The sequence below is a fragment of the Bartonella heixiaziensis genome, from assembly GCF_046245125.2.
In the GTDB taxonomy this organism is placed as follows: domain Bacteria; phylum Pseudomonadota; class Alphaproteobacteria; order Rhizobiales; family Rhizobiaceae; genus Bartonella; species Bartonella heixiaziensis.
Map to the genome: position 1 here is coordinate 193340 of NZ_CP176404.1, position 15040 is coordinate 208379.

General features: G+C 39.6%; 10 protein-coding genes and 1 pseudogene. 9 read left to right on the plus strand and 2 right to left on the minus strand.

Annotation, left to right across the window (positions count from 1 at the left end; translation table 11 throughout):
• Positions 1 to 70 precede the first annotated feature (70 nt).
• Together ACKC4Y_RS00690 and ACKC4Y_RS00695 are read left to right on the plus strand one after the other, a co-directional pair.
• Positions 71 to 1459, plus strand: coding sequence for a dipeptidase (locus tag ACKC4Y_RS00690; protein ID WP_409361530.1), 1389 nt, complete (start codon positions 71 to 73; stop codon positions 1457 to 1459).
• On the plus strand, positions 1460 to 2080 hold the full coding sequence (locus ACKC4Y_RS00695; RefSeq protein ID WP_409361531.1) for a ribonuclease D: 621 nt from the start codon (positions 1460 to 1462) through the stop codon (positions 2078 to 2080).
• 225 nt (positions 2081 to 2305) lie between these two features.
• Here the strand turns inward: ACKC4Y_RS00695 and ACKC4Y_RS00700 are convergent.
• Positions 2306 to 3394 (minus strand): annotated as a pseudogene (locus ACKC4Y_RS00700) (tyrosine-type recombinase/integrase).
• Positions 3395 to 3757: 363 nt separating this feature from the next.
• Here ACKC4Y_RS00700 and ACKC4Y_RS00705 point away from each other — a divergent pair.
• From ACKC4Y_RS00705 to ACKC4Y_RS00735, 7 genes are all read left to right on the plus strand, one after another.
• The gene (locus tag ACKC4Y_RS00705; protein WP_409361532.1) at positions 3758 to 4075 is read left to right on the plus strand and encodes a hypothetical protein; all 318 of its coding nucleotides are present in this window, start codon (positions 3758 to 3760) and stop codon (positions 4073 to 4075) included.
• Positions 4076 to 5227: 1152 nt separating this feature from the next.
• Entirely contained in the window at positions 5228 to 6061 is an 834-nt protein-coding gene (locus ACKC4Y_RS00710; RefSeq protein ID WP_409361533.1) for an outer membrane protein, read from the plus strand.
• A gap of 327 nt (positions 6062 to 6388) precedes the next feature.
• Positions 6389 to 7237 carry an outer membrane protein gene (locus ACKC4Y_RS00715; RefSeq protein ID WP_409361534.1) on the plus strand — a complete coding sequence of 283 codons (849 nt, stop codon included), beginning with the start codon at positions 6389 to 6391 and terminating at the stop codon, positions 7235 to 7237.
• A 335-nt stretch (positions 7238 to 7572) separates the two neighbouring features.
• A complete protein-coding gene (locus ACKC4Y_RS00720) occupies positions 7573 to 8565 on the plus strand; it encodes an outer membrane protein (RefSeq protein ID WP_409361535.1) in 993 nt (330 codons plus the stop codon).
• Between the two features lie 164 nt (positions 8566 to 8729).
• Positions 8730 to 10442: an outer membrane beta-barrel protein gene (locus ACKC4Y_RS00725; protein WP_409361536.1), complete on the plus strand. Its 1713-nt coding sequence runs from the start codon at positions 8730 to 8732 to the stop codon at positions 10440 to 10442.
• Positions 10443 to 10694: 252 nt separating this feature from the next.
• Complete coding sequence (ileS, locus tag ACKC4Y_RS00730; protein WP_409361537.1) at positions 10695 to 13610, plus strand: isoleucine--tRNA ligase; 2916 nt, start codon at positions 10695 to 10697, stop codon at positions 13608 to 13610.
• 203 nt (positions 13611 to 13813) lie between these two features.
• A complete protein-coding gene (locus ACKC4Y_RS00735) occupies positions 13814 to 14383 on the plus strand; it encodes a hypothetical protein (protein ID WP_409361538.1) in 570 nt (189 codons plus the stop codon).
• A 49-nt stretch (positions 14384 to 14432) separates the two neighbouring features.
• Here the strand turns inward: ACKC4Y_RS00735 and ACKC4Y_RS00740 are convergent, their stop codons facing one another.
• Complete coding sequence (locus tag ACKC4Y_RS00740; RefSeq protein ID WP_409362121.1) at positions 14433 to 14879, minus strand: nucleoside deaminase; 447 nt, start codon at positions 14877 to 14879, stop codon at positions 14433 to 14435.
• Positions 14880 to 15040 lie beyond the last annotated feature (161 nt).

Below are 15040 nucleotides of genomic sequence, written 5' to 3' on the forward strand. Positions count from 1 at the left end.
AGGTGTCTTGCAAAATCTTACAAGAAGCTTAAAGTCATATCTACAATTACACGAGGCTTGAGAGGTTTTTATGCTGAATAATGTACTAACACATCTTGATGAGAATATAGAAAAGAGCCTTGAACGCCTTTTTTCTCTTTTGCGTTTTCAATCGATTTCAACAGACTCGGCTTATAAGGGTGAATGTCGTAAAGCAGCTGATTGGCTAGTAGAAGATTTAAAAAGCATTGGTTTTGAGGCTTCACGTCGTGATACACTAGGTCATCCAGTGGTCGTAGGGCATCATCCAGGACCTTCAGAGGACTGTCTGCACGTTTTGTTTTACGGACATTACGATGTTCAACCTGTCGATCCTCTGAGTTTATGGGAGGATGATCCATTTACACCTTCTTTAAAAGAGAGAGATGGAAAGAAAGTTATTTGTGCTCGTGGGGCTTCAGATGACAAAGGTCAATTCATGACGTTTGTTGAAGCGTGTCGTGCATATAAGAAAGAAACAGGACAGCTTCCTGTTAAAGTTACTATTTTATGTGAAGGTGAAGAAGAAAGTGCTTCTCCTTCGCTTGTTCCTTTTTTAAAAGCAAATAAAGATGAACTTAAGGCTGATTGCGCACTGGTTTGTGACACGTCGATGTGGGATGCAGATACACCATCTATTGCTCTTTCTCTTCGGGGAATTATGGCAGAAGAGATTATTATCACAGCAGCTAATCGTGATTTGCATTCTGGTTATTTTGGAGGAGTAGCAGCTAATCCCATTCGTATTTTAGCTAAGGTTTTAGCAGGACTTCATGACGAAAATAATAGGGTAACAATTCCTGGTTTTTATGATGGCGTAGAAGAAACACCACCACATATTTTGCAATCATGGAATGAGCTTAATTGCACTGCTGAAAACTTTCTTGGTCCTATAGGCCTTTCCATTCCTTTTGGGGAAAAAGGGCGGAGCATTCTAGAACAAGTATGGGCGCGTCCTACAGCAGAAATTAATGGTATTAGTGGAGGCTATGAAGGAGAAGGGGTTAAAACGGTTATTGCTTCTCAGGCAAGCGCAAAAATATCGTGTCGTTTAGTACATAAACAAGATCCAGAGAAAATACGTCAAGCCTTTCGTGATTATGTTCGCAGCTTGATTCCTGCTGACTGTACAGTGACATTTAAGAATCACGGTTCTTCTCCGGCAATGCGGCTTCCCTATGATTCATCTTTTATCAAGTTGGCAAGGGATGCTTTATCACAAGAGTGGGAAGTTCCTGCTGTATTAACAGCTATGGGGGGTTCGATTCCAGTTGTAGCAGACTTTCAATCAATTCTTGATATGGAAAGTATTTTGGTTGGTTTTGCATTGGCTGATGACCGTATTCATTCACCTAATGAAAAATATAATTTAAAATCATTTCATAAAGGGCAGCGGTCGTGGGCGCGTATTCTTGCAGCTTTAGCAAAAACAGGAGAATAGATGACTGAAATTCGTGTTCATCAGGGTGATTTACCAAACTTAGACAATTATCAAATTGATGCTGTTGCGATTGATACCGAGACTTTAGGATTACAACCTCATCGCGATCGTTTATGTGTTGTTCAGCTTTCTTCTGGAGATGGTACTGCTGATGTTATACAGATTGCCAAAGGACAGAAGAGTGCGCCCAATTTGATAAAATTGCTTCAGGATAAGGCGATTACTAAAATATTCCATTTTGGGCGTTTTGATCTTGCTATTTTAGCGCATACATTTGGTGTTATGCCAAATGTTGTTTTTTGTACAAAGATTGCTTCAAAACTCACGCGGACCTACACGGATCGTCATGGATTAAAAGAGATTTGTAGTGAACTGCTAAATGTTAATATTTCTAAGCAGCAACAGTCTTCAGATTGGGCAGCAGAAGTTTTATCGCGTGCGCAAATCGAATATGCTGCATCGGATGTTTTATATTTGCACCGTTTAAGAGATATATTTGAAGAGCGCTTAAGGCGTGAAGAGCGGGAAAATGTTGCGAAGGCGTGTTTTGAGTTTTTGCCGATGAGGGCAAAGCTTGATCTTTTAGGATGGTCAGAGGTTGATATTTTCGCGCATAGTTAAGTTTTAAAATTTACTTTTTATCCAAAGCGAGAAGAATGAGTGATGTAACAGAGCAAAATGCCCATAATCTATGGGCATTTTCATTTTTTCTTTTCTCATCTGTCTTGATTCTCACGTTTTATGACAAAATTTTTATAGAGTAATGCTCTTTAATTTGAGGGTTGCGCAATAAGAGCACATATATGTGTACGTGCTTGTTTGTGTTTATAATTGTCTTTGTTTTTTTTAGTTAAACAAAAAAGATACAGATAGTTTTATAGGTGATGGTAGCACGAGGTAATGATAGCACATAGAAAATTCTCTATAGGAATATCTGTCGAAAATTGTATCGACTAGCCAATCGCATAGACTAGAACGAAAACTATGGGGATATACTTTAAACCAGTCTCTTTCATATATTGTGACAGAGAATTCACATTAAGGGGATCGCGACTGGTAGCAGAAAAACAATCATTGCAAGAAAGTAGGCGTGCTTGTTTCAGAATTTCCAATACTTCTAATGATAAGGGCACGTGAAATTCTGTTGTAGCATTACGTAAACCTTTCAATTCTCAGCAGGAATTGTCTATATATCCCATGCATTTGATATTTATGGATATGATGCAAGGAATGTGTACAAGGATAAGCAGATGTAAAGTCAGTTGTGTTATGTTTTTTTTCGCAAAGTATTTTATAAAAAGTTGAAATCTTTTTCCAATCCATAGTCGGCATATTTTGCGTTTTATGGCGTTATTTACTAAGAAAGCGCATGTTTTTTCTGTCATCTGTAGATCAACGTCCAGCCCTAAGGCAGAAGCATGTTTAAGACAAAGATTGAAGACGGATAAGTGCTTTCGCAGTTGTAACAGCTTTTGTATGCCAGATGGGAGCAAGAGTATTGCGTATTTCTATTTGGATAATCTCTGAAATGGGAATACAATCTAATTTAGGGAGAATATAAAGTTTTAAAGGCGAAAACCAGTTCCCATTTTTACCACCATTTTTTAATTCTGCTTTACTGCTTTTAAAAGTGTCCAAAGCAATATCTTTTAAACAATAGAGATTTTGCATTGCCTCACGCTTTTGTTTCTCACTTTCTTTAATGGGATCACACCCTTCATGCAAAACAGAACGCCATTGTGTTACATATTCACGGGATTTTTTTAAAGAAATATTTCTCAAGGCAATTAAGCCCATTTCACGATAGCGTCCGTGGATGGTATAACGGCAAAGCCATTGGCACCACCATATTTACGCTTGTGAAGGTGTAAGCTGGCCCCTGATACTCTTTGCTAGTCCTAAAATTGCGAAAGTTCTAGAATTAAGACGATTCATACGAGGTGTTTTTATTTCTTTCTTAAACGATTTTTACTCATACACTAGTCTCGCTTGTGAGGTGCAAGCAAGTGATTTTATTTTCTTCAATATACAAAACAATGAATTATGATTATAAATCAATGTGATTTTGCTATTTGGTAAATGGTTTTGCTAGAGAAGTATAGTGATAAATACCTGTTTAGTTTGTTGTATCTCTGATTGGTGCATGGTGTTCTACTGAGAATACAAAACGAATGATTTTTGTGTTGGCATAGCTTAAAATTTCTATTCATATATAAGCCCATCACTTTTTTCTATGGAAGTTTAAAGGGAGCGCGCTACATAAAATACATTATGGATATTTATTATGGAGATGGGTCTATGAAAATGATATATTTTATTACAGCTTATGCTACTTTCGCTTCAATTTCTGTGGCTCAGTCCGCTAGTTTTATAGTTGCTCAAAAGCTCGTAGAGGGAGTTTCTTCTTCTAAAAGTTTACTTTCTGATGCACATACACAGATTGGCAATCCTTTAGGTGAACCTTTCCGAACAAAATTCTCTCCTATTATTAATAATCAACAGGGGCAGGCTGCTCAGTTGGTACCTGTAACGTATCGGGCTGAAAAAGGGAGAAAATCTTGTAGAGGAAAAGGACGACCAAAACTGTTTTGGCGAAGTCCGATGAGTTTTAAGTAGGAAAAGAAGCAGTATCAAAATGTGTAGTTTACTCTCGGTCATCAGTAAGATTCGTGGAATATAAGTGTTTTGGCTAGCTTAAAAGTGAGAAGTGCTGTTTATTTGTGCTATTAGTTTTGATGGCTGTTTTGTGATGATTGTGGGGGTGTCGTGCTTGTGAGTTGCAGGCATCGTAATTAGGAATAATAAATGAGGATAATGGCAACGCGGAATATAAAATTTGTGCGTTTGTAGACGAGTAATTTATAGATTTTGGCTTGTGTAATTTAACATGTTACAAAGTTGCATTTTAAATGGGTTTTAATTTTTTATATTGAGTTGTGTTATTTTTACTACGGAAGTTTAAGGGGAGGGCGTAAGTTGTTTTTGGGAACAGAGTGATGATTTTTGAACAACATTTAAGTTAAAGATTTCAGGAAGAGTTTTCTATTTAGTGCAGAGTTTATACTCAGTTTTAGGCTTCAGAGAGAGTTTTTATGTGAAGATAAGCGTTTATCTCAGTAAGAGTTGTGTCTTAGGAACGGTTTGTCCAATAGAATAGAAGACGACCACAAAAGAGGTGGAAAACCTATTAGGTAAGACTGTGCAGACGCTCTTAGAAAAGATTTTTGAACGTTTTGCAAGAAGCAGAAAATAAAATGATGTGAAAGTATTTCAAAAATAATAAATGCGTAAAGAGTCCTAATTTTTTAATGGGTTGGATTGGGGGGCGGTGATTTCTGTGGTGTTTGGTATTTTTAGTGATAGAGTTTATGCGTAGAGATGGATTTTCTTTTTCAGTTTCTAGAAGAGAAGTTTAACAGGTCAAGTCATTGCATTGGGTCATGCCATGATTAAAGCCAAAGCTAGTATTGCTGGACATGTGAGGGAGATTGCATTTTTGCAATAACTCAACTGTTTTTTCACGGAGAGGGGAGGGAGATTGAGGCTTTTTGTGAAATAAAGAAAACAGTATTACATTTGATGCTTGGTTATAATTCTTACATCAGCATAGCTTGCAAATTCTCATTTATTACAGTTCAGATGACTAAAAGAGGAGATCTTTAACAGATTTCTTGTTTTTTTTATGAGTGTGTCACTTTTGCTACAGATATCTATAGTTGGGGCTCTATATGAGACAGCGTGTTCAAATATCAGCTATGGAGAAAAATTATGAATATAAAATGGTTAATAACGGCTTCTGCTTTCGCTTTTGTTTCAGCTTCAGCAGCGCAGGCAGCAGATGTTATTGTTCCCCCTCAGCCTACACCAGTTACTCCGGTTATAGTTCCTTCTACTTTTTCTTGGACAGGTTTTTATATTGGTGGTCAGATTGGGAGTTTTTCGAGTAAAACGAAAATGGATATTCTCAGTAATGGAAAAAACATTCCGGTGCCTGATGACTTTTTGCCTAAACTATCAGGTTTCATGGGTGGTCTTTATGCTGGTTCCAATATTGATCTTGGCAATGGTCTTATTCTAGGTGTTGATACAGATATCATTTGGGTCGATAAAAATGATACTAAGATGGGAAAAAAATATGCGATTGAGCCAAATCACATAGCATATGTTACGAAATTGCTGAACGAATCTGGGATTAAGATTAATGCAGATAAACTTAAAGTTGGTGATAAACGCGTAGGCAGTTTCACTTTTAAAGAAAAGTGGGCTGGTGCTACGCGGGTACGTATCGGTTTTGCTGCTGAACGCATTATGCCTTATGTTGCTGGTGGTATTGCTTATACACAGCTTCAAGATATCACATCAATATCAATAACAGACAAGGATACAGGTAAAGTAATTGCTTCTGGTAATTTGTCTGATGAATCAAAGACATTTTTTGGCTACACTCTTGGTGCGGGTGTTGATTTAGCAATGACCAATAATGTTATTGTGCGTGCGGAATATCGTTACTCAGACTTTGGTAAAAAGAAATTCTCAAACGATAAATATGAAACTTCTTACAAAACCAATGATTTTCGCGTTGGTGTAGCTTACAAATTTTAACGTATTTGTAAGCTAAATTATTCAGAGGTTCTGTCCTTGATGGAACTTCTGTTGTTTTCTGTGACTATATTGTTACATCCCTCATAGTTGCACATGCGAAATATCGTTATTCATTGTTTTGGATAAACTTTTTGAAGGACAAAGATGAACTTCTTACAACACCAATAAGGTTCGTGTCTGTAATTGACAGACAGTAATGTACAACGAACTTATTAAGCCGTTCTATCTTTAGGTAGAGGTTCCATTTGTAAGACTGTATCATTTTTATTGTAGATTTTTTTGCATGGTTACGCAGCATTGCATTATTTAGATTTAGGAGAAAAATTTATGCATATAAAATATTTAATGATGACCTCTGTTATCTCTTTGATTTCAGCTTCTACGGCACAGGCTGCTGATATTGTAGTGCCAAATGAGGCATCCTCTCATAGAGAAACTTCCATTGTCACTGCTCCTACATTTTCTTGGACAGGTTTTTATATTGGTGCTCAAGTTGGAAATTTTTCAAGTAAGGTTGAAGTAACTGATCCGGATACAAAAAATAAACTTTTCACTAAAGATAATACACCCAAACCTTCAGGTTTCATGGGTGGTCTTTATGGAGGTTCCAATATAGATCTTGGGAATGGTCTTATTCTAGGGATTGAAACAGATGCAGTTTGGGCTGATAGAGGAGATACAAAAACGTTCTTTACGAAAGAGCTTGAGGTTGATGATCTTGAGGATTTTAACGAGGCACTTACAAAGGCCGGCATTAAGTTGAGCGAAGCTGAAAAATTTAGAGTAGGCGATACTGGATCATATACCTTTACTTATAAAGAAAAATGGTCTGGTGCTACACGAGTACGTATAGGTTTTGCTGCTGAACGCATTATGCCTTATGTTGCTGGTGGCATTGCTTATGCGCAGATGCAAGGTATCGCTATGGTTTCGGGAACAAAGAAATCAGTAGATAATAAACCAAGTAAAACAGTTTCTGGTACTGTGGGTGATAAAACAAAAACGATGGTGGGCTTTACCCTTGGTGGTGGCATCGATTTTGCAATGACTGATAACATTTTGTTACGTGCGGAATATCGTTACTCGGATTTTGGTAAAAAGAAATTCAAAGATGATGAGGCTGAATTTAACTATAAGACTAATGATTTTCGCGTTGGTGTAGCTTACAAATTTTAATATATTATAAGCTTAAATTACGAAGAAGCTCCGCCAAAAACGGAGCTTCCTTTGTTTAGTGTTGCCTTATTATCACATGGCTCATATTATTATGCATGCAGGATGTTGTTGTTCGTAGATTTTGGTAAAAGGAAATTCCTAAATGAAAAGCAGGAACTTAACTGTAAAACCAATGATTTCAGTAATATAACTTACAAGTTCTAGTACAAAACAGAATTATTAAGAGGTTTTGTCTTCGAATGGAGTCTCTATTTTGTACAACTGTGTCATTTTTACTACAGATTTTTTTTGCTTAGGTGTATAGCATTGCGTTATAAAATAAAGGAGCAAAATTTATGAATATAAAATCTTTAATGACGACCTCTGTTATCGCCTTGATTTCAGCTTCTGCGGCACAGGCTGCTGATGTTATCGTTCCACATGAAGTAACGCCAGTTATTACTGCCCCTACTTTCTCTTGGACAGGTTTTTATCTCGGTGCCCAGATTGGTGGTTTTTCTAGTAAATTTGACTTGAAAGATAAGGATAGAGATACTTCAATTTATAAAGATTTATCGCCTAAACTTTCAGGTTTGATTGGTGGTATTTATGCAGGGTCTAACTTTGATCTTGGAAATGGTCTTGTTTTGGGTGTTGAAACAGATATAATTTGGTCTGGTAAAAAGGATATAAGAACAGCTGCAGCACCAGCTGTAACTCCTCCAGCAGGAACTACTCCTCCAACAGGAACTACTCCTCCAACAGGAACTACTCCTCCAACAGAAACCACTCCTCCAACAGGAACTACTCCTCCAACAGAAACTACTCCTCCAACAGAAACTACTCCTCCAACAGAAACTACTCCTCCAACAGAAACTACTCCTCCAACAGAAACTACTCCTCCAACAGAAACTACTCCTCCAACAGAAACTACTCCTCCAACGGGAGCTGCTACTCCTAGAGCTGTAAAGATTTCTGCGACGGAGGCAGAAGGTGTTGGTTTTAAACAAAAATGGGCTGGTGCTACGCGGGTACGTATTGGTTTTGCTGTTGCTGATCGTGTTATGCCTTATGTAGCTGGGGGTGTTGCTTATACGCAGCTAGAAGCTACTTATGGAATGGTGAAGGTAGATGGTTCATCTTTTGGTAAAACAGCGTCTAGTGAAACAGCAACCATGGTTGGTTTCACCATTGGTGGTGGTGTTGATTTCGCAATGACTGACAATGTTCTGTTGCGTGCGGAATACCGTTACTCAGATTATGGTAAAAAGAAATTTTTTGGAACAGAAGAAAAAGAATATAATTTCAAAACCAATGATTTCCGTGTTGGTGTAGCTTACAAATTTTAATTGAGCACAAAGCTAACTTATTAGTATAAAATGAGATTACTAAGAAGCCCCGTCTTTGACGGGGCTTCTTTTTTGTGATTTTTTGTAAATGTGTCATTTTTGCTACAGATATTTTTAAATAGATGTCCTATATACAATACGTTTTGTATATTTGGAGATAATTTATGAGCACGAAACGTTTAATATCAGCTTCTATTTTTGCTTTAATATCAGCTTCTGCGGCACAAGCGGCGGATGTTATGGTTCCTCATCAGCCAGCTCGAGCTGTTCAGCCAGCTATTGTAGTTCCGGCTTTCACATGGGCAGGTTTTTATCTCGGTGGCCAAGTTGGTGGTTTTTCTGGTAAAACCAATATGAGTTTTGTCGGTGAAGACAAAGACATTCCACTGAGTAAGGATTGGTTGCCTAAGCTATCAGGTTTTGAAGGTGGTCTTTACATAGGTTCTAATATTGATCTTGGCGATAATTTTATCTTTAGTATCGATACGGATTTAAATTGGGCTGGACAAAAACACACAAAAACGATTACTTTAAGCGCGTCTGGTAATGCTTCAGTAGACAATGTGGTAACAAGATCTCGCAGAACAGCAGAAAGAGCACTACCATCAACACCAACATCAACGGATTCACGAACACCGAAGAAGCTATCACCAGGAAATTCATCAGGATTAACTACAACGCCATCACAATCAACACCAACTGGGTCATCATCACCAACACCAGCAGCAGTGCCATCAGCACCAGCAGTGAATCCAACAGCATCAACGGGGCCGGCTAAGCCAAATTCCACATCCTCTGAAGTAGGGAGGTCAGAAGTATCGACGTCAGAGAGAGGAGGCACAGTAAGGTCAGCAGAGGGATCCGCATCAACGGAGTCAATTAGAACTGGAGGTTCAGGTGCAAGAAGTGGAGAAGGGTTAGCAAGAACAATACCCACATCAGGGAAGTCAACGCCCACATCCTCTGGAGTAGGAAGATCAGGAGTATCGACAGATTCAGGGGTAAGAGGCAGAGTACAGTCAGCAGGGACGGTATCCAATTCAGGTGTGAGATCCGCATCAGTGTCAGTAGCACCAGCATCCTCTGCATCAGTGAAGCCAGCAGCAGTACCAGCGAAGTCAGCAACAGTATCAGCAAAGCCAGCAGTGCAGTCAGCACCAGCAGCGAAATCTCAACTAGTATTGGCACGATCCGCGTCATCAGATGAATCAGCAGAACCAGTTGTCAATTCTGGTCATAATGGTGCATCTAACGGTGGTGGACATGGTGCTCATTCGCATGGTGCGCATCATGGAGCTGGACACAGTGCTGGTTCTAATCCACATGGTAGTGGTGCTAATCCGTATAGGAATCATCCACATGTTTCTAATCCTCATGGTGCGCAGAATGTGGCTGGACGCAGTGCGCAAGGTACACAAACTACAGATGAAAACGGTGCGAGTGGATATGGTATAGAGCAATTGAAGAAGGAGATCTCTGGTCTTGGTTTGAACCAAGAGGGAGATGTTGAAACTATAAGCCATACTTTTAAACAAAATTGGGGTGGGGCTGCACGAGTGCGTATCGGTTTTGCTGCTGATCGCATTATGCCCTATGTTGCTGGTGGTATTGCTTATGCGCAGTTTCACGACACTATATCAATAACACTTAAGAAACAGGGTGGTAAAGAAGCTTCTTCTAAGAACTTAACTGACGAAACAAAGACGATGGTTGGTTATACTCTTGGTGGTGGTATTGACTTTGCAATGACCGACAACGTTTTGGTACGTGCAGAATATCGTTACTCAGACTTTGGTAAAAAGAAATTTGCAAAGGAAAACCTTGAAATTAGCTACAAAGTCAATGATTTCCGTGTTGGTGTAGCTTACAAATTCTGATTTGTTGTAAGATTAAGTTATTACAAGGCTCTGCCAGTGGTGGAGCCTTTATTTTTTTAGAGAATCATTTTTGGGTTTCCTTTCTTGATAGTTTCATGATAAAGCCCATGAAACGTGATGGTATATCTTCTTGATCGCTGCCTAATACGAATGATTGGCTTGGCTTTCCCCATAGATCGAAAAACCAGAGTTGCAGGGTTCAGGGAAGTTATGCAAAAATGAAATCGTAAAAGTGGACGGGAATATTTCACAATGACTGTGAAAAATGAAACAATAGATTATTCGAAAACTCTTTATTTACCACAAACTAATTTTCCTATGCGTGCGGGGCTGCCACAAAAAGAGCTTGAGCTGATGGAGCGATGGGAAGATATCGGGCTTTATGCTAAATTGCGCCAGCAAGCAAAAGACCGCCCACTTTATATTCTTCATGATGGTCCTCCTTATGCAAATGGTCATATTCATATCGGACATGCGCTGAACAAGGTTTTAAAGGATGTAATTGTTCGTTCATTTCAAATGCGTGGTTTTAACGCAAATTATGTTCCAGGCTGGGATTGTCATGGACTCCCGATTGAATGGAAAATTGAAGAAAAATATCGTGCGCGAGGGAAAAACAAGGACGATGTACCCCTTAACGAATTTCGTCAAGAATGCCGTGAATTTGCACAACATTGGATAACTATTCAAAGTGAAGAATTTAAACGTCTTGGCGTTGTCGGAGATTTTAACACGCCCTACACTACGATGGCTTTTCATGCAGAAGCACGCATCGCCAGTGAATTGATGAAATTTGCCATGTCAGATCAGATTTATCGAGGTTCAAAGCCTGTAATGTGGTCTGTAGTTGAGCGCACGGCTTTGGCTGAGGCAGAGATTGAATATCACGATCATGAATCAGAGGTTATTTGGGTTAAATTTCCTGTTATTGAAGCCGATTCTAATGACTTATATGGTGCTTATGTTGTGATTTGGACAACGACTCCGTGGACAATTCCTGGTAACCGTGCGGTAAGTTATTCGTCGCAGATTCCTTACGGTATTTATGAAGTTGAAAGCGCAGAAAATGATTTTGGTCCTCAAGCTGGGGAAAAACTTCTCTTTGCTGATGCGTTAGCTATGAGCTGTGCGGAAAAAGCGAAACTTGTTTTGAAGCGTTTACGCGTTGTTTTTCCTGATGAGCTTAAAACGCTTGTTCTTTCTCATCCACTCAAAGGTTTGGCTGGGGGGTATAACTTTAAAATTCCATTGCTTGACGGTTCGCACGTAACAGAGAGTGCTGGTACAGGTTTTGTTCATACAGCGCCAAGCCATGGGCGTGAAGATTTTGAAATTTGGAACGCTTATAAGCCTCTCTTGGAGCAGGTGGGTATTGATTCTTCTATACCTTTCCCCGTTGATGATGCTGGTTTTTATACGAAGGATGTTCCCGGTTTTGGACCAGACCGTAAAGAAGGGGCTGTGCGCGTTATTGATGATAATGGAAAAATGGGTGATGCTAATAAAGAGGTTATTAACGCTTTAATTAAAGCGGATCGATTGTTTGCACGCGGTCGCTTAAAACACTCCTACCCTCATAGTTGGCGTTCAAAAAAGCCGGTCATTTTCCGCAATACACCGCAATGGTTTATTTCAATGGATAAAGATCTTGGCGATGGTTCAACTTTACGCAGTCGAGCTTTAGAGGCTGTTTCGAAGACGTGTTTTGTTCCTTCTTCTGGTCAAAACCGTTTAGCTTCTATGATAGCAGATCGTCCTGATTGGGTTCTTTCTCGCCAGCGGTCTTGGGGTGTTCCAATTTGTATTTTTGCCAATGAAGATGGTGTTGTTCTGAAAGATGAGTGCGTGAATGAGCGTATTTTGCGGGCTTTTGAAGCAGAAGGGGCGGATGCATGGTTTACTGAGGGAGCGCGTGAGCGTTTTTTAGGTGACCGTGCACATGAGTCTTGGATTCAGGTTCATGATATTCTTGATGTTTGGTTTGATTCTGGAGCAAGTCATAGTTTTGTACTAGAAGATCGGGCTGATTTAAAATGGCCTGCCGATGTTTATTTTGAAGGGTCTGATCAACATCGTGGATGGTTTCAGTCTTCTCTTTTGGAAAGCTGTGGTACGCGCGCTTGTTCTCCTTACAAGACGGTGGTTACACACGGTTTTACTTTGGATGAGAATGGCAAAAAAATGTCTAAATCTTTGGGAAACACGGTTGTTCCGCAAGAGATCATTAAAACATCCGGTGCTGATATTTTTCGTCTTTGGGTCATGACAACCGATTATTGGGAAGATCAGCGTTTAGGTAAAAAAATTCTTCAGACGAATGTGGATTCATATCGTAAATTGCGTAATGCGATTCGTTGGATGCTTGGGACGTTGGCGCATGATGAAAGAGAAGAAATATCTTATTGCGCATTACCAGATCTTGAAAAACTTATATTACATCGGCTTTTTGAACTCGATCAATTGATTAATCGAGCCTATGACGAGTTTGATTTCAAAAAGATTATGCGTGCATTGTTAGATTTTTCAATCATTGAGTTATCGGCATTTTATTTTGATATCCGTAAAGACTCTCTTTATTGCGATGCGCCTTCATCAAAAAAACGCAAGGCTTCTTTGCAGGTTGTCCGGGAGATTTTTGAGCGAATGGTAACGTGGCTTGCTCCGATGTTGCCTTTTACCATGGAAGAAGCTTGGTTGGAGCGTTATCCAGAAAGTCGTTCAGTGCATTTGGAACAATTCCGTTTTGTTCCAAGGGAATGGCAGAATGAATCTTTGGCTGAACGCTGGAAAAAAGTTCGGCAGGTTCGTAAAGTTGTGACGGGTGCTTTAGAGCTTGAACGCGCTGACAAGCGTATTGGATCATCTTTAGAAGCAGCACCTATTGTTTTTATTTCTAATCCGGTTTTACTAGAGGCGTTAGAAAATTTAGATATGGCGGAAATTTGTATCACCAGTGCTCTCACAATTACTCAGGATGTATCGCCGTCAGATGCTTTTACTCTAAGCGATGTTGAAGGCGTTGGGGTATATCCGAGGAAGGCTTTAGGTACAAAATGTGCTCGATCATGGCGTTATACGCAAGATGTTGGGAGTGATCCTGCTTATCCTGATGTATCTGCTCGCGATGCGGCTGCTTTGCGGGAATTACAGATGCTTGGCAAAATTTAAAAAATTTTGGATCAGAGGGGGAGAAATCCGAGATTGTAAACGGCGTTGTTAGCGTTTGAATTCTGTCATTGATGCGGAGAGTTTTTTATGGTAGGGGTAAACCTCGTTATTTTGTCTTTGGGGAGTAATTTTTGTATGGGGTTGGTCTCCCAATAAATCGCGGGAATATCTATCAGCTAGATACTTAGAAAAATGGATAAGCAGTGAAAAAACGTGAATCAAAAGTATTTTCAACGAGCATTTTGGGCATGTGCCTTGTCTTAACGGGATGTGGTTTATCTGCTCCTACCTATGGTACAGGTAAGCCGGCTTCGTTACAATTTTTTGAAGATGTCGCTAATATTACCTCTTTAACACCGACAAACAATACTAGTCAGCTTGTTATGAAATCCCGTCCAAAACTTGTGGTGCCAAGCTCTAGCTCGCGTGCGGTTTTACCACTACCTCAACAAGACGTAGCGCAGGATGGCCTAAAACAACATCCTGATAGAGGCAGAGTTCCTGTTTTTCCAAAAAAAGTAACATCTATTGATGGTTCAGAAAATGTTTCACGGGTGAATGCGAAGCAACGGCAGGAATATTTACGTCGTCAAAGAGCACGCGTTGGGAGTGCGGAGTATCGTCGGTATCTCACTGAACCGCCTTTAAGTTATCGTCAGCCGGCAAGGACTGCACCTGTTGGTCAACAGGGTAAAGACGAAGCATTAAAAGAACGTGAGAGAAAAAGTGCTTTGAAAAAGAGTGCTGGTAAGAAAAGTTGGTGGCCTTTTTAAGAAGACTTTATCTTGTTTAAGATCTTTTGAATAGAAAGAGCAATTCTTTTTAATGGCGCTTTTGTGCAAAAAAATCTTTAAGCAGCTGAGCAGCTTCTTTTTCTTTGAAACCAGAATAGACCTCAGGTTTATGATGACAAGTTGGCTGTTGATAGAGGCGTGGACCATGTTCGATGGCACCACCTTTGGGGTCGCTTGTTGCGTAATAGAGGCGCCGTATGCGTGCAAATGAAATAGCTGTTGCACACATAGCACAAGGTTCAAGCGTTACATAAAGGTCGCAATCAGGAAGCCTTTCGCTTTGGAGCGTTTCACAGGCCATACGGATAACGCGCATTTCTGCGTGTCCTGTAGGATCATGTGGGTTTTTTATATAATTACCAGCGCGTGCAATGATTGTTGCTTCGCGTATTATGACTGCTCCTACAGGGACTTCGTCTTTTTTTTCTGCCAATTGCGCTTCTAAAAGAGCTATTTCCATGGGAGTCAAAATCATAGTATTTTTTCTACTGAAACCTAAAGAGCCAGAAGCCTCTTTCTTATAGAGAGATGCTTGTAAAATGAGTAAGCTATTATTGTGCACAGAGAACACTATTGCTTTTTAAAGTGTTTAAAAATGGCTTGCAAGTAAATAGGTAGATTATTGCTGTCAAAGGA